General features: G+C 32.4%; 16 protein-coding genes. 3 read left to right on the top strand and 13 right to left on the bottom strand.

Features of this window, described 5'->3' with window-relative positions; all coding sequences use genetic code 11:
• The coding region (locus AC2LE6_RS01230; protein ID WP_484477411.1) for a B12-binding domain-containing radical SAM protein at nt 1-1,280 on the top strand (1,280 nt) is incomplete at its 5' end.
• A 15-nt stretch (nt 1,281-1,295) separates the two neighbouring features.
• Here the strand turns inward: AC2LE6_RS01230 and AC2LE6_RS01225 are convergent.
• The 10 genes from AC2LE6_RS01225 to AC2LE6_RS01180 form a co-directional block, all read right to left on the bottom strand.
• Nucleotides 1,296-1,880, bottom strand: coding sequence for a TetR/AcrR family transcriptional regulator (locus AC2LE6_RS01225; protein WP_484477410.1), 585 nt, complete (start codon nt 1,878-1,880; stop codon nt 1,296-1,298).
• Nucleotides 1,873-5,187, bottom strand: a complete 3,315-nt coding sequence (locus tag AC2LE6_RS01220) for an efflux RND transporter permease subunit (RefSeq protein WP_484477409.1) — start codon at nt 5,185-5,187, stop codon at nt 1,873-1,875. Before AC2LE6_RS01220 ends, AC2LE6_RS01225 begins: the two co-directional genes overlap by 8 nt.
• Nucleotides 5,188-5,319: 132 nt before the next feature.
• Nucleotides 5,320-6,834 carry a DUF4097 family beta strand repeat-containing protein gene (locus AC2LE6_RS01215; protein WP_484477408.1) on the bottom strand — a complete coding sequence of 505 codons (1,515 nt, stop codon included), beginning with the start codon at nt 6,832-6,834 and terminating at the stop codon, nt 5,320-5,322.
• Nucleotides 6,827-7,147, bottom strand: a complete 321-nt coding sequence (locus tag AC2LE6_RS01210) for a PadR family transcriptional regulator (protein ID WP_484477407.1) — start codon at nt 7,145-7,147, stop codon at nt 6,827-6,829. The genes AC2LE6_RS01215 and AC2LE6_RS01210 overlap by 8 nt, the downstream gene beginning before the upstream one ends.
• Before the next feature lie 126 nt (nt 7,148-7,273).
• Nucleotides 7,274-8,701 carry a pyruvate kinase gene (gene pyk, locus AC2LE6_RS01205; protein ID WP_484477406.1) on the bottom strand — a complete coding sequence of 476 codons (1,428 nt, stop codon included), beginning with the start codon at nt 8,699-8,701 and terminating at the stop codon, nt 7,274-7,276.
• 9 nt (nt 8,702-8,710) lie between these two features.
• Nucleotides 8,711-9,670 (bottom strand): 6-phosphofructokinase, encoded by a 960-nt coding sequence (pfkA, locus tag AC2LE6_RS01200; RefSeq protein ID WP_484477415.1) that lies wholly within the window; start codon nt 9,668-9,670, stop codon nt 8,711-8,713.
• 66 nt (nt 9,671-9,736) lie between these two features.
• Nucleotides 9,737-12,754, bottom strand: a complete 3,018-nt coding sequence (locus tag AC2LE6_RS01195; RefSeq protein ID WP_484477405.1) for a DNA polymerase III subunit alpha — start codon at nt 12,752-12,754, stop codon at nt 9,737-9,739.
• Nucleotides 12,755-12,818: 64 nt separating this feature from the next.
• On the bottom strand, nt 12,819-14,060 hold the full coding sequence (locus AC2LE6_RS01190) for a hypothetical protein (RefSeq protein WP_484477404.1): 1,242 nt from the start codon (nt 14,058-14,060) through the stop codon (nt 12,819-12,821).
• Nucleotides 14,061-14,111: 51 nt separating this feature from the next.
• Nucleotides 14,112-15,296, bottom strand: a complete 1,185-nt coding sequence (locus AC2LE6_RS01185) for an acetate/propionate family kinase (protein ID WP_484477403.1) — start codon at nt 15,294-15,296, stop codon at nt 14,112-14,114.
• Nucleotides 15,296-16,234: a class I SAM-dependent methyltransferase gene (locus AC2LE6_RS01180; RefSeq protein ID WP_484477402.1), complete on the bottom strand. Its 939-nt coding sequence runs from the start codon at nt 16,232-16,234 to the stop codon at nt 15,296-15,298. Before AC2LE6_RS01180 ends, AC2LE6_RS01185 begins: the two co-directional genes overlap by 1 nt.
• Before the next feature lie 113 nt (nt 16,235-16,347).
• On the opposite strand from AC2LE6_RS01180, the gene yidD reads away from it, so the two are divergent.
• Both yidD and AC2LE6_RS01170 read left to right on the top strand, forming a co-directional pair.
• On the top strand, nt 16,348-16,599 hold the full coding sequence (gene yidD, locus AC2LE6_RS01175) for a membrane protein insertion efficiency factor YidD (RefSeq protein WP_484477401.1): 252 nt from the start codon (nt 16,348-16,350) through the stop codon (nt 16,597-16,599).
• Complete coding sequence (locus tag AC2LE6_RS01170; RefSeq protein WP_484477400.1) at nt 16,574-17,011, top strand: peroxiredoxin; 438 nt, start codon at nt 16,574-16,576, stop codon at nt 17,009-17,011. Before yidD ends, AC2LE6_RS01170 begins: the two co-directional genes overlap by 26 nt.
• 35 nt (nt 17,012-17,046) lie before the next feature.
• On the opposite strand, the gene AC2LE6_RS01165 is transcribed toward AC2LE6_RS01170, so the two are convergent.
• From AC2LE6_RS01165 to AC2LE6_RS01155, 3 genes are all read right to left on the bottom strand, one after another.
• Nucleotides 17,047-18,411: a cation:proton antiporter gene (locus tag AC2LE6_RS01165; protein WP_484477399.1), complete on the bottom strand. Its 1,365-nt coding sequence runs from the start codon at nt 18,409-18,411 to the stop codon at nt 17,047-17,049.
• A gap of 2 nt (nt 18,412-18,413) precedes the next feature.
• The gene (locus AC2LE6_RS01160; protein ID WP_484477398.1) at nt 18,414-19,736 is read right to left on the bottom strand and encodes an EAL domain-containing protein; all 1,323 of its coding nucleotides are present in this window, start codon (nt 19,734-19,736) and stop codon (nt 18,414-18,416) included.
• Nucleotides 19,737-19,898: 162 nt separating this feature from the next.
• Nucleotides 19,899-20,225, bottom strand: coding sequence for a DUF2188 domain-containing protein (locus AC2LE6_RS01155; protein ID WP_484477397.1), 327 nt, complete (start codon nt 20,223-20,225; stop codon nt 19,899-19,901).
• Between the last annotated feature and the right edge of the window lie 37 nt (nt 20,226-20,262).

The following is a 20,262-nucleotide window of genomic DNA, read 5'->3' as shown; positions in this document are numbered from 1 at the left end:
CTTTGATTCACGCATATAACAATAATGCTGATTTAGTGAATATACCAAGTATCTCCTATAATCTCAACAATATAGTAGTATCAAATCCTATCAAAGAAATCACAGACTTAAATACCGTTATACTGCCATATTACTACGATGAAGATAAAGAACATATCAAACATAAAATATCTTATATCGAATCTAGTAGAGGTTGTCCTTATAAATGTAGTTATTGTCTATCTAGTCTAGAAAAGACAGTTCGATTCTTTGACTTAGATAAGGTAAAGGAAGCGATACTTTACTTAATGAGCAATGGCAGTAAGATAATTAAGTTCTTAGATAGAACATTTAATGCGAATAAAAATACTCTTGAGTTATTAGACTTTATTATTAAAAACAACAATAGTAAAACAGTGTTTCAATTTGAAATAACAGGAGATGTTCTAGACCCTAAAATAATCGAGTATCTAAATCTAAATGCTCCAAAGGGACTATTCAGATTTGAAATAGGGATACAATCTATAAATGAAGCTACAAATCTGTTGGTAGATAGGTTTCAAGATACAAACAAACTATTTAGCAACATAAAAAAAATTCAAGATGGAAATATAATTGATCTCCACTTAGATTTAATTGCAGGGTTGCCTAATGAAGATTTAGATTCGTTTATCCATACATTCAATGAAGTGTTTAAATTAGGTGCTAAAGAGCTTCAACTAGGCTTTCTAAAAATGCTTCGTGGAACAAAGATCAGAATTCAAGCAAAAAAATATGATTACGAGTTTGATGAACTTCCACCATACCAGATAACAAGGAATAACGTATTGGACACTGAAGATATTGATGTAATCCATAATGTGGAGCACATGTTAGAAATCTATCATAACAAAGGGTATTTCAAAGAAAACATGCACAACATCCTATTAAACAAAAAAAATGTATTCATGTTCCTATCTTCTATTGATAGCCACTATAAAGAAAATAGTCTTGCCTTGAAGAATTATCAAATCGAGGATGTATACAAGAACATCTTCCCTTTACTAAGTGATCGAGAAACATTCCTAATAAAACAGGATTATCTAAGAAGATCTAAAATTAAACCAAAATTATTCTTCCCTGTCATTCGTGACAAGGACACTAGAAAGAAAGTATTCACCTATGTTGCAAAGAATAATAAGATAAACATAAATGAATTATATAAGAACAGTGTTGTCATTGAATTCGAGAATGAATACTTTGTAATAATTTATAAGAACGGATACCAACTTACATTCAAAATAAAAGAAGATATCAATTGATATCTTCTTTTTATATTAATTCCCTAATTTAATAATTGTTTCGTAAAGTTTATTAACTACATCTTCAGTTGGAGTTACTGTCTTAGGATCACTAAATGTAATGATTGATCCAACGATTAAGCTCATGAATATGTAACCATCTAAGAATGTTAATTGATTCGTCATTACTCCATCAGTGATTCCTTTTTCAAAGTAAGAAATAAATCTTTTTTGTAATTGAGCGCGTATTCGTTCCATCAATTCTTTCATTTCAAGTCTCATTTCGGGCGGGAACTTTTCAACAAAACCATGTTGCATAGCTTGTATTATAACTCTACTATTGCTTGCTGCATCTAAAAGTTTTGTCACTTGCCCTTTGAATAAATCTTCAAACGTCATACCTGTAACATCACCTTCTAAAGCAACATCCCTAACGTTATCTTGAATGAATTTCATTAACGAAGCTTTTAATACTTCATCTTTATTTTGGAAATACTCGTATATTGTGCTTTTACCAATGTTTACTCTTTTGGCAAGAGTAGACATTGAGAAATCTTCTCTAAAATTTGATTCTGTCAGAATATTTATAACTGCATCAATTATTTCGTCTCTTCTACTCATAAATTTCACTTCGATCACGAAGTAAGAAGTATGTAAGAACTCCAATTCCAAGTGCTACAAGTATTACCACAATACCGATAAGAACAAATCCGAAAGGAATTAAAGCGATACCAACAGCTAAGAATAATGCTGCTCCACCGAAACCAAATATTTGTTTTCCATATTCAGTAACTAAATAGTACATGATTGGTACTAAGAATAGTGTTAAAACAGTTGCGTATAGTAATCCACCAATAGTTGTTACAGCCATTGGTTGCATCATTTCTGCACCTTCACCAATACCAAGTGCCATTGTTGATAAGGCAAGGATTGTTGTTAATGCTGTCATAACGATTGGACGTAATCTAGTTTTTCCTGCTTCTAATAATGCTTCTTTTACACCCATTCCTTTTTCTCTTAACTGATTGGTGTAATCAACAAGTACGATACCATTGTTTACTACAACCCCGACCAGGATTATTAAACCAATAATCGCTACAACAGATACAGTCATATTTGTTAACCATAGTATTGCGAAACCACCAGTAAATGCTAGAGGAATTGTAAACATGATAATGAATGGATATGTTAATGATTGGAATTGTGATGCCATAATCATATAGATTAATAACACAGCAAGACCCATCGCTAATACGAGAACCATTACAGCTTCCATTACTTCTTCTTGTTCACCTAGAATTTCATATGTATAGCCCTCTGGTGCGATATATTGATCTTCTAGAATATCTTTTACTGCATTACTAACATCTGTAACATTCACACCATCTGCAAACCCTGCAGTTACCGTAAGTGTTCTTGATCCATTTACTCTGTTAATTGTTGTAGGTCCCCAATCTGGAGCAATATCTGCTACAGAACTTAATGGAACTTGGACTCCCATTGGAGTCATAATCAATAACCCAGCGATTTCAGATTCTGAAATTTCTACAGTGTTATCTATCGAATTAGAATCATAGATGTAGATATCATATAAACTACCTTTTTCATTAATTGTAGTTACAACTGATTCATGAGCAAATGCTTCAGCTACTTGACCTAATATCATTGCATTATTCAAGAATAGTGCTGCTGCATCATCTTTACGAACAGTTATTTTATATTCTAATGATTCTTTACCTACACCACTATCAATATCGATTAATCCATCAACATCTTGTAATAAGGTAACAATGTTTCCAGCTTCAGTTTGCAAATCTTCTAAACTAAATCCTTGTAATTGAATTTGAATACCTTCACCAGTTAGCATACTTGTTTGTTGCTGTGAACCTGATACAGTAAATTCAACTCTTGGATAATTTTCTGCTAATAGATTATGGATTTCAGCCATAATTTCAGATGTACTCATTTCTCTGTCATCACTTAGGATAATAGATGCACTGGCTGAATCTGAATTTGAAACTCCTAAGAACATGTTTTGAAGTGATCCTAGTGTAACACCAACAGTTTCTACATCATCAAATTCATCCATTACTTCTGCTGTGAACTCATCTAACATAGTGATGAACTCTTCGTATGAGTATGGGTTGACATTTGGATTTTCAATACTTACATTGATTTGTCCTTCATCACTCTCAGGGAAATACTCGAATCCGTTTTGCAGTGATAGTCCTATAGAACCAAAGAATAATACAACAACACCAGCAATAATGAATATTTTAAACTTCATTGCTAGTTTAAATAGTTTCTCATATCCTTTTTTAAATTTGTTTTCTTCAACAGGTTTCTCGTCTTCTGAACGTTCCCCATTTTCTTTTAATATTTTAGAACTGATCGCAGGAACTAAAGTTAATGCGATCATTAATGACGCAAACAAACTAAATGCGATTGTTAAAGCCATTTGAATGAAGATTTCTTTAATGAATCCTTCAATAAATATGATTGGTAGGAATACAGCAATCGTTGTAATTGTTGAAGCAATGATTGCTCCACTTACTTGTTGCGTACCTTTAATAGCTGCTTCTCTATTTGAGGCTCCATCTTTTTTAAGTCTGAATATGTTCTCCATAACTACAATTGAGTTATCTACTAACATACCAATACCTAAAGCAAGACCACCAAGTGATACGATGTTTAATGTAATACCTGATAAGTAGATCAATACTATCGCAAACATTAAACTGATAGGAATAGCAAGTGCAACAATCAATGTCGCTCTAGCTGATCTTAAGAATACAGCTAGTACAAGCATTGCTAGTAAAGCACCCCACATTAAATTCGTAGTTACTCCTCCAGTTGCTTGTTCAATATATTCACCTTGATCTAATAATATTGTAAAATCAACCTCTTCATCAGCGCTAATATCATCTAATAACGCTAAAACTTCTTTTGTAACGTCAGTTGTTGCAAAGTTCGAACTCTTTTGAATCGTAACGCTAATAGCTGCGTTACCGTTTAATTTTGAGTACTCTCTCTCATTTGCGTTAATATATCTAATTACTTCACCATCTCCATCAGGTAAAAGTATATCAGCCAATGTCACTGGTTCCATCATTGGTGATAAATCAAATAATATTAAGTCTTCTAATTCTGCTACTGTACCAAAGTCATCTCCAACACGTACAAGATAATTAGAACCTTCGATATTCAAGTAACCTATTGGGAATGCAAAGTTTTGTGCTTTTAATATATTAGAGATAAACTCTTTATCAAAATGCATTGCATCTTCCTCATCTAATAGTGGATTCTGCATCATTTGCATTGCTACGTACTGAGCATCAATACTAGCCACTTCGACTTCGTCTAAGACCAATCTAACTTCAGATTCATATCCGCCAGACATATCAACACTTGCTACACCGCTAAGACGTTCAAGCTGTGGTAGTACTTCTTCATTAACATATTCTGTTAATTCTAATTGTGTCATTCCTTCTGCTGAAGCCGAGAATTGAATAATTGGCATCATATCAGGATTTATTTTTATAATCATTGGATTACCTACTTGATCAGGTAATTGTGATAAAACCATATCGAGATTTTCTCTCATCTCAATTACAGCCGAATCCATGTTGGCATCGCTACCAAACTCAAGAATAATAATTGAAACATTTTCTTGTGAATTTGATGTCACAGTAGATATATTAGTCGTTGTACTAAGCACTTCCTCAAGTGGCTTTGTAACTACTTCCTCTACCTCATCAGGACTAGCCCCAATATATGTTGTTACTACGATACTAACTGGTATATTCATACTTGGGAATAAATCTGTACTTAATCTAGAATAAGATACAACCCCGAACACGATAACCAATATTACAGCCATGAAGACTGTAATCGCTCTGTCTACAGAGAATTTTGCTAAATTTTTCATGTTTTAACTTCCTTTCAATATATAAACCATTTCACTGGTTATTTTCATAAAAAAATGTACCCGACCGAACAGTCGGTCGGGTACTATAATATACCAGTTTAATAGGTTTGTCAACAATGTTGAACTAAGTTCCTAATTAACATTTCCTTCGATGTCACCATTTGAGGTGTTTCTTGAATAATCTACATCAAATGTTTGGTCATCGTTGTTGTAAATAATATCACCATTTGATGTATCTAAATCTACTTCACTTACATACACATTATGCAATGTGATTCTTCCATTACTTGTTTGAGCATCTAGTTTAACTCCATCTTTATTTAATACGTTTAATTCTTCTAATCTTATTTTACCATTTGAAGTTTCTAAATCATATCTGTTAAAGTCTGATTCTGTTACGTAAATCCTACCATTTGATGTATCTACACTTAACAGCCCAGATCCCGTTACATTTTCAATACTTATATTTGAATTAAACGATGTTATATTCACATTGCTATCTACCATAACATCTTCAACCCTAATATCTCCATTTGAATTTTCAACTATCAACTCTTCAACTGAAACACCTACAACTTCTATAGAACCATTCATTGTATATAAATTTGTAGCATTTATTACTAGTCCTTCAGGTACTTCTATTGTTAATATATCAGGTTTGATCATTCTTAGAATTTCCTCTAGGTTCCAATCGAAATTGAAATTCCATGATTCATAATCATTCTCTTGTTCAACAGTAATTGTGTTTGTGTCTTCGTTAATTTCCATTGTGAAACTTACAGGATCCTCTTGGTATTCTCTTGTAACAATAATTTCGTTTGTATCTGATACAACGAATACTATTTGCATATTATCAACGTCAACATCAATACTCCAAGGTGTTTCATCATTAATATCAGTTAATACATCAACTGTCTCTACATCTGTATAAGAAATCTGATTGACATATAATCCATAGATGTTATCCGCATTAATCGCTAATCTAAAACCAAAAATTCCAACTAACAATACAGCTGCCATAAATGTTAAGCGTTTTATCGACATTAGCTTTTTGCGTTTTTTAATAAAACTATCTACATTTATTCTATTCATTTTCTTATTAAACTCAGCTCTTCTTCTAACCTTAAATGTATCTAAATGGAATTTTAAAGATTTCTTTAAAGTCCAAATGAATAAATCTAGGATAACCAATGCAAAATTGAATAATAAGATAAACAATCCTGTTGCGAACCAGAATATCATAACGTCATATTGAGTCTTCTCACCAATGATTAATGTGAACATTGGGATATATCCTAATACTGATCCAAATAATGCAACTGTAATTCCGAATAATGTTGGAATCAACCAACTAAGGAAGAACAAGTCCACACAACCTAACCAAACAAGACTTCCTAATTTGACACCTTCATAGCGTTCTTCAGGTTTACTTACATGTTTTGGTTTAATTCCATATTGGTCTAATATGTTTTTAGCAATTACTCTAGGTGTTTCTAACTCCTCGACTACTTCTTGTTCTGATTTGTTTTCATAATAGATACCATTATAGAAACGTTCCTCATAGAAGTCCATTAATTCTTTTCTTTCTACTTTATCTAAAATACTCAACTCAATTTCAAGTCTTCTTAAAAATTCATTCTTATTCATATCGATCACTCCTTATTAATGTGTTTACTACATTTTCGAATTTCTTCCAATCTATTTTTAGATCACGAAGTCGTGTAATTCCTTGTCTTGTTATCTTGAAATACTTTCTTGGTGGTCCTTCGTTACTTTCTCGTAAGTATGTGCTACATAAACCCTCTTTTGTTAGTTTTCTTAGAATTGGGTAAATTGTGCTTTCACTTATTACCATGTAACTGTCTATATATTGATATATATCATATCCATAGCTATCTGCTTGTGCTATTTTACTTAATACAACCATTTCAAGGACACCTTTTTTTAATTGTGTACTCATATAATCGCCTCCTATACAATATGTGCTACTACACAATGTATACTAGCATACAAAATATAATAGTGCAAGAAAAAAGATGTGAAAGTTTTGTGAACAAAAAAAAGATTAGTATAAATACTAATCTTCTTATTTAATATCGATGATTCTCATACCGTTTGTTTTAGTACCAATTGGGAAACCACCAGTTATAATCACTCTGTTTCCTTCTACAATACCAAACTCTTTCTTAATCAGCTCAACTGCAGATTGGATTACTGTTTCAGTATCCGGCTCCAGTTTAAACACTACGGGTTCTACACCACTATGAAGCGCTAATCCGTGGGCTATAATCTCATTTGGACATAGTGCTAAAATACGCGCATTAGGTCTAAACTTAGATATATACTTAGCTGTATTACCACTCATTGTAGGTGTAATAATAAGATCAACTTTACTTTGGATCACTGTATACGCAACACTTATTGCGATACTCGTTTCAATTGCTCTGGTTTGATCACTATCTTTATTCGCTCTTTTTACAAGTGATTTTCTATCTAATTGGTTTTCAATTTTTGTAGCGATTCTATTCATTGTTTGAACAGATTCAATTGGATATTTCCCAATCGCACTCTCTCCACTTAACATTATTGCATCCGTTCCATCGTAAATTGCATTCGCAACATCACTCACTTCAGCTCTAGTTGGTCTTGGATGTTCAATCATAGATTCTAGCATTTGAGTAGCTGTTACACTTACTTTTCCTGCTTTATGGCATTTCTTAATAATCATTTTTTGGATGATAGGTACATCTTCTGCGGGTACTTCGACACCTAAATCTCCACGTGCTACCATAACTCCATCACTTACTTCAATGATTTCATCTATATTCTTCACACCCTCTTTATTCTCGATTTTAGAGATAATTTGAATGTGACAATCACCATGTTCTTTTAGTATTGCTTTGATTTCTAGTACATCGCTAGCTCTTCTTACAAATGATGCAGCAATGAAATCAACTTTTTGTTTGCAACCCCAAATAATATCTTCACGGTCTTTTTTACTAACAAAGTCTAAATGCAGTTTTACACCAGGTACATTAATCCCTCTTCTATCTTTAAGGGTATGAGTATTCAAGGCAAGTGCGATAATTGCATTGTCTTCAATGTCTACAACTTGTAATCCTAGGTATCCATCATCTACTAAAATAGTATCCCCAACAACAACGTCTCTTGCAAGATCTGGGTAATTTACACTAAACTCTTTGTTTGTACCTAATACTTCATCCATACGAAGTTTAACTCTACTACCTTCTTTGATTAACGCTTGTCCATCTTTAAACAGATGTGTTCTAATCTCAGGTCCCTTAGTATCAAGAAGCGCAGCTACATGCGTGTTTAAGTCCTTGTTTATCTCTTTTAGTAAAACAAGTTCTTTTTTATGTTGATCATATGATCCATGAGAGAAGTTCATTCTCATAACATCCATTCCAGCGTTTACTAACCCCTTCATGGTTTCTAGATTGTTACTCCCCGGTCCAATTGTACAAATAATTTTTGTTTGATTAAATGGTATCATAATATACTCCTAACCCAGTCTTCCAACAAGACCGTATCGTTTTTTTGGTATTTCTCTTTTTTTACTTAATGCAAAGTTAATATCGTAATCGACTAACTCCATTCCGTTTAAACCAACTGCACGTCCACCTTTTCCAGATTTCAAAAGGTCTACAGCATATTCACCCATTTCAGTAGCCAATACTCTATCAAATGCGACAGGGTCTCCACCTCTTTGGATATGTCCAAGAATGGTTGCTCTTGTTTCATATTTTGTGTAATCTTCTATCTCTTGTGAGAAGTCAGTTACGTTAAGTATGTGTTCTGTGACAACGACAATTGCGTGTCTTCTACCTAAATCATGTGATTCTTTTATCTTATCTAGTACAAGTTGTTTATGGAATCCTGTTTCGGGAGTTATTATATACTCACTACCAGCACTAATACCAGAGTAAAGAGCCAAATCACCACAGTGTCTTCCCATAACTTCAACCACACTACAACGTTTATGAGACATTGACGTATCTCTTAATTTATCTATACTATCAACAATAGTCTGTAGGGCTGTATAAAACCCGATTGTGTAATCTGTTGAAGATATGTCATTATCTATTGTTCCAGGTAATCCAATACAGTTGATACCCATTTCAGTTAACGCTTGAGCACCTCTATATGTCCCATCACCACCAACGACTACAACTCCATCTATCCCTAACTTTTCTAATTGTTTGATCGCTTTCTTTCTTACATCAATTTCTTTAAACTCTGGGAATCTAGCAGATCCTAGAATTGTTCCACCACGGTTGATAATCCCACCAACATCTTCACGAGCTAGTTTTTTGATTTCACCATTCGTCAGACCTTCATACCCATTATAGATACCATAAACCTCATATCCATTATGAAGCCCAGTCCTAACTACGGCTCTTACTGCTGCGTTCATCCCTGGAGCATCTCCCCCAGAAGTCATTACTGCAATCTTTTTCATAATTATCACCACCAAAATGATTATAACATAATCAATTATTATTACTACTGAAATCGTAATGTAAGGGCTTTACTCTCCCATTTTATGTAGTTTGTTTACGATTAATTGTACATTGCCATTTCTCTCTTCAACTTTCACCATGAACAAATAGACTTTGTTCTTAAATATACTATTTTCGTTTTCTTGATATAACGTTGAAAACAATACAGCATCTAACTTATTGTACTCATCTTGAACTGAGATAAATGCCATATTCTTATTAGTTTTTGTTTTAATTCTTCTTATTGAACTTAATAACCCTATAATTCTAAGCTCTTTACCAACATGTTCAAGTGTAATATCACTTGGTTTAAGTAGTTGATGTTTATCAATATAATCTTGATATTCCATCAATGGATTCATCGTTAAATTGAACCCAAGGACACTTTTTTCCATGTCTTCTAGAGTTTGATATGAGTATTCTTCCATATTCTCAATAAGAAATTCCTCTTTGCTTATAAATGTCCCGAATGTAGAGAAATTAAGGACTTCTTCTAATTTCTCAATCATCGTTCTCTTATTCAACTTAAATATATCACATGCTCCTGCTTTAATTAAGGATTCAATAACTCTTCTATTTAATTTTCCTTCTACTCTGCTTACAAAATCAATAAAAGATTTGAATTCACCACTCGCTTTTCGTTCCTCTAATAGTTGATTTGCTGAGTTGATTCCCACATTTTTAATTCCCAATAAAGGATAACGTAGATCGTTTTCTTCTGGTATAAAGATAAGTTCTGACGTATTAACACTTGGTTTTAATATTTGAACACCTAATTTATTAGCTTCAAATATATAGTTTCTCATTTGTGATTCACTACCAATAACACTACTTGTTAACACACTAATAAAATACTTAGGATAATTCGCCTTTAAATAAGCCATCCAATAGGAAACCATTGCATATGCAACACTATGGGCTCTGTTGAATCCATAATTTGCGAATTTAACGATATAGTTATATATCTCATTACTCACTTCATCTTTATGACCTTTGTTTCTTGCTTTTGTAACAAAGTTCTTACGCTCTTTTTCTAAAACATCACCTTGTTTCTTTGATACAGCTCTTCTTAAGACGTCTGCTTCTCCAAGACTATATCCTGCGAATAGTGATGCGATTTTTATTATTTGCTCTTGGTATATAATAATCCCATTTGTTGGGCCAAGTACTTCTTTTAAAATTGGATGTGGAAATGTAACTTCCTCATCTTTAAATCTTCTTTTTATATATGAAGGAATATTCTCCATAGGTCCAGGTCTAAACAAAGCCAAAACAGTAACAATATCTTCAAACTCTTTCATTTGCATTTGTCCGATTAGACTTCTCATTCCTTGACTTTCTAACTGAAACACACCTGTTACATCCACTTTTTTTAGTAACTCAAATGTCTTTTTATCGTCTAAAGGTACTTTATATATATCTATGTTAGTACCTTCTTTTTCATTTATCATTCTAACAACTTTATCAATTGAAGTTAGGTTTCTAAGTCCTAAAAAGTCTATCTTTAGTAACCCTAAACTTTCTAGATCTTTGGCTTCATATTGGGTTTGATACATATCTAGCAATCCATTTTGTAATGCTGTATGTTCAACAAGTTTTTTCTCTCCAATTATAATTCCAGCTGCATGAGTAGATACGTGTTTAATTAAACCTTCTACTCTAGATGCAACGTTTAAAAGTTCTTTTGCCTGTTCATTTTGCGACATAATGTTGATTATTTCCTCAGAATCAGTCATCATACTAGCTATTGTATCGTGATTATCAGTTCTTTTAATGATTTCATCTATTACAATACCATCTATATTTAATGCTCTTGCAGAATCTCTGATTGCTGATTTCTTTTGAAAAGTACCGAACGTACATATACTTGCAACTTTGTCTTTGCCATACAGTTCATTTACATATTTTATTATGTCATCGCGTTTATCATCTGGTAGATCCATATCAATATCTGGTAACGTTATTCTTTCAGGGTTTAAGAATCTCTCAAATACTAAGTCGTATTCTAATGAATCCACACTAGTTATCCCTAAACAATAAGATACTAATGATGCAGCAGCACTCCCACGACCTGGCCCTACTAAATATTTCTTTTGCTTAGCATACTTAACAAAGTCCCAAACAATTAGAAAATAATCGTTGTATCCCATACTGTTTATTACATCAAGTTCATACTGAACTCTTTTGTTATATAGATTTCGATCTACATCTCTGTTTTCGAGACGCTTATCTAGTCCTTTCAATACCAATGCTTTTAAATAGTCTCTACTACTTATATTGTTCTTAGTTGGATACTTAGGTAGATGTGTTTTGTCAAATGACAAATCAACATTACATTTCTCAATTATAAAAGAAACATTATCCAAAGCATTCTTATATTTATATGAACTTATATCAAATTCTCTAAAGTGAGATTGTTTCTCTTGATCAAACAAGTCGTCCACTGTCTTATTAAATATTTTCTTCAACGTAGAAAATATCTCTTTATCATTGTGTTCAAAGTATTCCACTTTATCTGTATAAACCAATTTCATTTTATTCTCAAAATAATCATTCAGTTCTTCACTTGCTGATACACTAACCAAATACTCCTTGAATGTATCATTCAACATATTGATTACTTCAATAAATTCCTTCTTCATATTACTGGAAAAGTAATTAAACAGCTCAGAACCATCTGTTTGGTAAACTGCCAACACACCATTCCCATATGCTTTCATTTCACTTAGTTTCAAATATCCATTTACAGCGCTAACACTAGCTATTTTTAATAGATTATGATACCCCGTATTATTCGTAGCATATAACAAAACACTATTTCTAGAATCGCTATTTACTCCCTCAACGATTACCTGAAGTCCTAGTATCGGTTTAATATCATTTTTTTTACATTCCTTATAGAATTGTATGATTCCATACATTCTATTATCTGTCATAGACAAAGAAGAAAAACCAAATTCCTTCGCCTTTTCTATCATTTTTTTAATCGTAATATTGCTTCCGTTCATCGAGTAATTGGTTTCCACAAATAAATGTGTAAAATTCATGATGTATCACCTCTTTAAAATTATATCATAGATTGTATTTCAAACATAAAAAGAAAAGCAATTACTACTTACTTTTCTTTATTATTATGATACCTGCGATTAATACTCCAACAACTATGTAAACATCGATCTTTTGAATGAAGTTAACTAGGTCGAAATTATCCTCTTTACTGACTTCAAATGTATATTCCTCACTGTACCCTTCTGTTCCAATTACGCGAAATACATATTCTCCTTCTTTTTCAATGATTAAAGGGGAAGTTACTTGGTTACTATTTAAGTATCCAGTCCCTGTAAATGTTATAAGCATTTCTTCAGAATATATATGTCCATTTATAACACCATCAATATCAGCCTTTATTGTAAACTCAATTACCTGTGAATAATTATTGTTGCCAATTATTTCTAATCTATAGTTTCCCGGTTCATTCACTTCTGTATCATTTACATATAATTCCCCGTTAAGTAGAACATTACCACCCGATACGTTGATAAAGATAGGTTCAGTATATAGCTCTTTATCAGACACTCCAGTAATAATTGGGTGTAGACTGAAATTATAAAGTTGATTATTATAGTCTAAATCATAAACACCTGGATAAGAAAGTCTAATACCGTTGATGTGTGGTTCATTATTAATATACGCTGTATTTATGTATGGTATATATATTTCATCGTAGTAATTTGAATCAAAATCAAAGATTTGCTCAATCGATACTTCTTCACCGTTTGATTTAATACCTATATCATATTCAGAGTCTGAATCATAGTTTATGACTAATAAAGACTCTTTTACTAAAACTTCGGTGAATTCCTCCATAAAGATAAATTCCTCTAACATATTAAAATCATTGTCATATAAAGTAACATAAGTGTTCAGGAATTCAGGGTCCTCGACAAATGAATGTTGTTCTGTAACAACTGCGAACACATTATCAAACCATACCACATCTACTATTTCTTCTAGTTCTCCATAATCATCATGAATAATGTGTAGTTGTTCTCCTTTGTCATTTAACACAATCAACAATGGATCATAAAATGTATCACTGTTATTAAAATGAGAATATCCATAAATAACATACGTATCACTATCGCAAATAACACCATTTACATAGTAACTACCATTTTCATGTTCCAAGTGTACTAGAAACGGGTTGTTTCCTCTCTTTACCACAGTTGCGCCCTTTGTTGATTTGTAATCTATCTCTATTTCTCCACTCCCACATTCTTCGATAACAGGGTTTGCGGAGATATTGATAGGTGTTGCGAATAACATTAAAATAAAAAAGACAATTTTTTTCATATACTACCTCCTTTGTATAAAGATAGTACTTATAAAAATTGTCTTTTACTTTTATTTAATCAATCTAACAGTATCTCTTGCGATCATTACTTCTTCATTTGTAGGAATTAGTAATAATTTTACTTTTGATTCTTTTGTAGATATTACAGTTTCTTCTCCACGTGTACTATTCTTATCTTCATCTAAGAATATTCCAAGCGCTGATAATCTGTCTGCTACTAGTTTTCTTGTTTCTCCTGCATTTTCTCCAATACCTGCTGTAAAGCAAATTGCGTCGCATCCACCTAGTGCTAAATAATATGCACCAATGTAATCCGCTATCATTTTACCTTGTTTCTCAACAGCTAAAATAGAACGCGCTTCTCCAGCGTTTGCAGCTTCCCATAAATCTCTGCTATCGCTAGATAATCCGCTTAATCCTATGTATCCTGATTTTTTATTCAAAACACTAACTACTTCATCAAGTGTTTTACCTTCTTTTTGAGATATGTACTGAACGATTGCTGGATCTATATCACCAGATCTTGTTCCCATTGCAATTCCTGCAAGTGGTGTGAATCCCATTGATGTATCAATACTACGTCCACCATCAACAGCACATAAACTTGCACCATTACCAATATGACAAACAATTACTTTTGTATCTTTAACAGGCTTATCAAGCATTGCAGCTGCTCTTAAGCTAACATATTTATGACTCGTACCATGGAATCCGTACTTACGCACACCATAATTTGTATACCACTCATATGGAACACTGTATAAGTAAGCTACTTGATCCATAGTTTGGTGAAATGCTGTATCAAAAACCGCTACTCCATTCACATTTGGTAACGCATTGCTAAATGCAGTGATACCAGTTAAGTTCGCTGGATTATGTAATGGTGCCAAATCACTTACATCTTCAATTGCATTTATAACTTCATCAGTAATGATTACACTATCGCTAAACTTCTCTCCACCATGTACAACACGGTGTCCAACACCTTCAATTTCATCTAATGAAGATAAGATGTTTAGTTTAATCAATTTGCTAAGAAGCATATCAACAGCTTGATTGTGGTTAATGATATTTGTAACTTCTTTATCCTTCTTACCGTTGAACTTAATAGTGAATATCGAGTCTTCTAACCCTATTCTTTCTACTACTCCACTAACTAACAAAGCCTCAGAAGGCATTTCTAGAAGTTGGAATTTTAATGATGAACTTCCTGCGTTTACAGCCATTATTTTCATTACAGTATTTCCTCTCTTTCACTAAACCAAAGATCAATTTGATTCACAGTGTTGTTAAAATTTTCCATATCATTGAATGATGGTAAGTCTACCAATAAGAAATCTTTAATCTCGATTTCCTTTTCCCCTTTTTTACGAATAATTAATATACTTTTAGGGTTTGCCTTAAACATACTATCAGGTAATTTTATTAGTCCAAATATGTGTCCTACTTCTGAAATCTCTTTTCTAAATACGTCACTACCAACTTGTTCAAAGAAATCATTATCAATTACAGCAAGTAAATATCCGTCATCTTTTAAAGATACTAGGTGATGGTTGATTACTTGATAAGGTAAATACGGTTCCTTTTGTTCTAGAATCGGCATATCCATAACAATCAAATCAAATCCATTATCATAGTACTTCAATGTATCTTGAAAGAAAATTTCATTCTCTGTATTGATTAAATCTCCAAGGTTTCTAGCTAGATTACATTTTATAATATCGTTATCCACACCGAAGACTTTTATCTTTTGATCAATATGATTTCCGATTGTATAAACAAGGTTCCCAGTTCCAATCAATGGATCCAGTACTGTTTCAAGTACCTTGTTTGCATATAATTTCTTAACAAGGTAACTCATAAAAATACCAATGGTATCAGGAGTTATCAATGCATTAGAACTATATGTATGCTTATATCCTTTTAATAAACCAATTTGTACAGCTTTTCTAACATCTTCACCAGAAAACTCAATTTGAATTATTTTTTCTTTTTTCTTATAAAACTCAGCGATGTCTTCATCACTGTAGTTGTCCTCTAAAGAATCATCTAACAAAAAGTTAAAGGCTTCGTTCATTGCCTCTAAATAACTTTTTTGATAACTATTAAAAAGGATCTCTGCTATTTCATCAAAATAGTCATAAAACGCTTCTATATATTGTTTGTTTATCATACTATCACCACACAAGGTATTATAAAGAAAAAGAATCTATTTGTCTAACAAAAAAACACATTTCTTGAAGCTTTATAATATAAGTGTTAAAATTTCAATGAAGAGGTGAGAGAATGAACAAACTAATGTTGAAATTAATTGGATTGTATAAGCAAAGAACAAAAAGTACGAATCCAACTTGTAGATACCATCCATCATGTTCTACATATGCTCAAAGTGCATATCAAAAACATAATTTCCTATATGCTAGCCTCTTATCAGTTTGGAGAATATTAAGATGTAATCCCCTTAGTAAAGGTGGATTTGATCCAGTTCCAAAAACAAGAAAGGAAAAAAGAGATGAACTACAAAACGATAAAACTTGATGCAAGTGATAATAATACTTATTCAATTACCGATTTTAAAGGGCAAAAAATAGTTCTATATTTTTACCCGAAAGATAATACATCTGGTTGTACTTTAGAATCTAAAACTTTTACATCACTAAAAAATGATTTTCTAGAAAAAGGTTATAAAATTATTGGAGTTAGTAGAGATAGTGTTAAATCTCATTTGAACTTCATTACGAAACAAGATTTAGATTTATTACTATTAAGTGACAAAGATGAAGAGTTAGTAAAAGCATTTGATGTCTTAAAAGAGAAGAGGATGTATGGTAAAACATATTTAGGGATTGTAAGATCTACGTTCATTCTTGATGAAGATGGTAACATAACCAAAGAATACAGAAATGTAAAGGCAAAAGGTCATGCTGAACTTGTTCTAGGTGAACTATAAAAAGAAAAGAAGCTAAATTAGCTTCTTTTTTTATATTATCCTTGCCAACCCGTATCGGCAGCATCAATTTCACCGGCTTTATTAAGAGCGTTCTTAACAATAACCAATCCAACTACTTCATAGAAGACAGTTGCGGCTAAAACAATAGCCATAATGTTTTTCCCAATATCAGCGAATCCAGCTAAGTTACTAAATCTTTGATTAGCTGTTATTGCCATATCAATTGCAACACCCGCTTGTGGAATCAAAGTCCAACCTAAGTACTTGATAACTGTAGGTGGTGCTTTTACAGCTTTAGCAGAGACGTATGATCCTCCAACTTTACCAACTACACGTACTACGATATAAATAATACCTAGCACACCAATGATTGGTATTTTAGTTAAATCTAATTCTAGACCAGCAATCATGAAGAATGACAACATGATAGGCGCTGAAAATAAATCTGTTGTTCTTGTTAGTCTATGTTCAAATGATTCATCAATTGTGTTTGTAAGTACTACACCAATAGTCATAGGTAATAAAATTGCCGAGGCATGAATTACTTGTCCAAGACCAATTCCTAAAAATACAGCAGAAATTATCATCATCAATAACATAGAATCGTTATCTCTATTAAATTTTCTAACTATTTTAGATAACACGATACCAATAATCGCCCCTAGTCCTAAACTAAGTACAATCTCTTTTACCGGTTCCCAAATGATATGTAGGACTGATAATGCTTCTCCAGAAACTCCAAGTAATGTAGTACCTAGTGATAACATTGTAGCAAATAACATTATTCCAATTGCATCATCTAAAGCTACTAAAGGTAGTAATACATCTGTTACTGGACCTTTAGTTCTATAATTCTTTACAACAGCAACAATAGGTGCTGGAGCAGTAGCTGTCGCTATTGCACCAAGTATCAATCCATATGTCAATGCATGTGGGTTTTTGGTAATCAATAAGAAGACAAATACACTTCCACCAACTAAAAATGCCGTTACAAATGCTTGTGCTAAAGTAATTACTGTTACTTGTTTTCCAGTTTTCTTTAACTTCGATAACTTTAATTCCAGACCGATTGTATACCCAATAAATCCGATTGCAACTTGTCTAATAATTTTGAAAGCATGCATCATTTCAGTTGATATTAATCCATCAAATACAATGTGATTTTCTCCAGGTAGTAAGTATTGTACATTACTTAGTACTATTCCCCAAAAACTTGGTCCTATTAAAATCCCCATTAAGATATATCCAGTTACTTTAGGGAAATTAAGTTTTTCAATTAGTTTTCCACCAATGATTGCCATAACAATCATTAGTCCAAGCATAAAGATGTGATTTGTGTAGAATGATTCAATTAACGACATTGCTTGTTCACCTGAGGCTGTACTTAATAGAATATTCATTTCTATTTAAACCTCTTTTTTCTATTGTTTACAGCGTAATCAATAAATTCTTCTTTTTGGATTGCTCTTGTATAGAAATTACCCAAGCCAATGTGAACATCTAATTCGCGAATTAATCTTGCGTTTTCAGATGAATTAACTCCATCTGATACAACAGTAATATTGAATTTCTTAGCAATATCAACAATGAACTTATAAACATTCATCATTCTTGTATACTCTTGATTGTCATCAATCTTATTCAATAACTCTTCACTAAGCTTAATGATATCTACTTTTAAATCCGCTAAGAAAGATAAACTCGCTGAACTATTTGCATAATCATCTAGTCCAACCATAAATCTTTGCCCATGGAATTCTTTTATTTTATCGTATGCTTCTTTATCCACAATGAATTTCTCTTGTGTTTGAATAATGATATCTTTTTGCGAAACACCATAGTGAGCAAGTATCTTAACCAAATCAGAAATTTCTACTCTTTTTAACGTATGTGCACTAAAGTGTACACCTACTTTAAATCTTTTGAATAAATCAATCGATTTATTTGAACTAACCGCTTTGTTTCCTCTTAACTCTTTGAGGAACTTAACTCCCTCTTCAAACATTTTCATTTCAATGTCATAAACCAAACCTGTCCACTCTGCAGCTTCTAGGTAACAATGTGGCTTCAACATCTTACCATTCAGATTCCATCTTGAAACAGTCTCGTAACCAATAATCTCATTGGTGTACGTATCAACGAAAGGTATGAACTTAGGAAAGAATTCATTATTTTGAACTCCACTAAATAAACTGAGTGCGATATCTCTTTTCTCAACATATAACTCTCTTGATTTATTACTTGCGAAAACAAGTACGTTTTTACCATTTCTCTTTTCAATATCTAGCGTTAATTGCATTAACTTAATAACACCCTTTAGCGTTGATTTTGGAAAATCATCATGATCTAAAACACAGATACTCGCATTTACCATTATCTGCAAATCATCCAAAACGATTGGTTGTCTTAGTAAACGCTGCAACTCACTTGGTTCACATATAATATGACTCTCCGTAACAAGGACAAATTGTCCTGCTCCTACTCTGTAAACTGTAGACATACCACAATAATCCTGTAAAGTGTTCGATATGATTATTAATAATCTATCAACCGCATCAATTCCAAATACAGCATTCATTTTCTTGAATTCATCTATATCAACATATATGAAGTGTTGATTTTCAAGGTTTGAATCAGCGAAATCATCTAGTAACCCATTTTTGTTCTTTAAACCCGTTAACTCATCAGTGTAAGCAATTCGTTCTAAAACTTGCTTATCAGCCATTTTCTTCACCTCTCTTGTAGTATTTACCTATAATACATAAAAAAGCAATATACATTGCTTTACGACACTTTATTGCCCGATATTATCTTGAAGTGTCTTTAACATAATATATTATACTTTTTATGTGATTTTAAATCAATAACTATTGGTTTGCACATCAAACTAATAAGTCTTTTTTCTAGTCTTCCCATCCGCTTTATGAATGATATATCCTGTTCTGGTAGTATCTTCTAATCCTTTAGCAAACTCAATTGCATCCTTTTGAGTCTTGAATCTCTTTAACGCTCTATCAGATCCAGATTTCTTAATTTGCCATCCACCTTGTGGATGTTTTGTAATATGGTTTGAAGCTCTTCTTTTCTTTTCAACTTCCTTTTCCACAGGTTCTTCTACTACTAGTTCTTTTGCTACTGGTTCTTTTGCTACTTCGGTTTTCGCTTCTACAACTTCTGACTTATTACTTTTTTTCTTCTTGAACAATTTAAACATATCAAAACCTCCAAATATTCTTTTCTATATTATATCA

The sequence above is a fragment of the Candidatus Izemoplasma sp. genome (genome assembly GCF_982632705.1).
The sequence above is the reverse complement of the archived record's forward strand: the minus strand, read 5'-3'. Positions and strand labels throughout refer to the sequence as shown.

Coding starts and splice junctions, on each gene's coding strand:
- AC2LE6_RS01215 (WP_484477408.1), bottom strand. CDS start 6,834: ATGAATAAGAATGAATTTTTAAGAAGACTTGAAATTGAGTTGAGTATT.
- AC2LE6_RS01185 (WP_484477403.1), bottom strand. CDS start 15,296: ATGAAAATAATGGCTGTAAACGCAGGAAGTTCATCATTAAAATTCCAA.
- AC2LE6_RS01180 (WP_484477402.1), bottom strand. CDS start 16,234: ATGATAAACAAACAATATATAGAAGCGTTTTATGACTATTTTGATGAA.
- AC2LE6_RS01165 (WP_484477399.1), bottom strand. CDS start 18,411: ATGAATATTCTATTAAGTACAGCCTCAGGTGAACAAGCAATGTCGTTA.
- pyk (WP_484477406.1), bottom strand. CDS start 8,701: ATGATACCATTTAATCAAACAAAAATTATTTGTACAATTGGACCGGGG.
- AC2LE6_RS01225 (WP_484477410.1), bottom strand. CDS start 1,880: ATGAGTAGAAGAGACGAAATAATTGATGCAGTTATAAATATTCTGACA.
- AC2LE6_RS01190 (WP_484477404.1), bottom strand. CDS start 14,060: ATGAAAAAAATTGTCTTTTTTATTTTAATGTTATTCGCAACACCTATC.
- AC2LE6_RS01210 (WP_484477407.1), bottom strand. CDS start 7,147: ATGAGTACACAATTAAAAAAAGGTGTCCTTGAAATGGTTGTATTAAGT.
- yidD (WP_484477401.1), top strand. CDS start 16,348: ATGAACAAACTAATGTTGAAATTAATTGGATTGTATAAGCAAAGAACA.
- AC2LE6_RS01220 (WP_484477409.1), bottom strand. CDS start 5,187: ATGAAAAATTTAGCAAAATTCTCTGTAGACAGAGCGATTACAGTCTTC.
- AC2LE6_RS01195 (WP_484477405.1), bottom strand. CDS start 12,754: ATGAATTTTACACATTTATTTGTGGAAACCAATTACTCGATGAACGGA.
- AC2LE6_RS01160 (WP_484477398.1), bottom strand. CDS start 19,736: ATGGCTGATAAGCAAGTTTTAGAACGAATTGCTTACACTGATGAGTTA.
- AC2LE6_RS01155 (WP_484477397.1), bottom strand. CDS start 20,225: ATGTTTAAATTGTTCAAGAAGAAAAAAAGTAATAAGTCAGAAGTTGTA.
- AC2LE6_RS01170 (WP_484477400.1), top strand. CDS start 16,574: ATGAACTACAAAACGATAAAACTTGATGCAAGTGATAATAATACTTAT.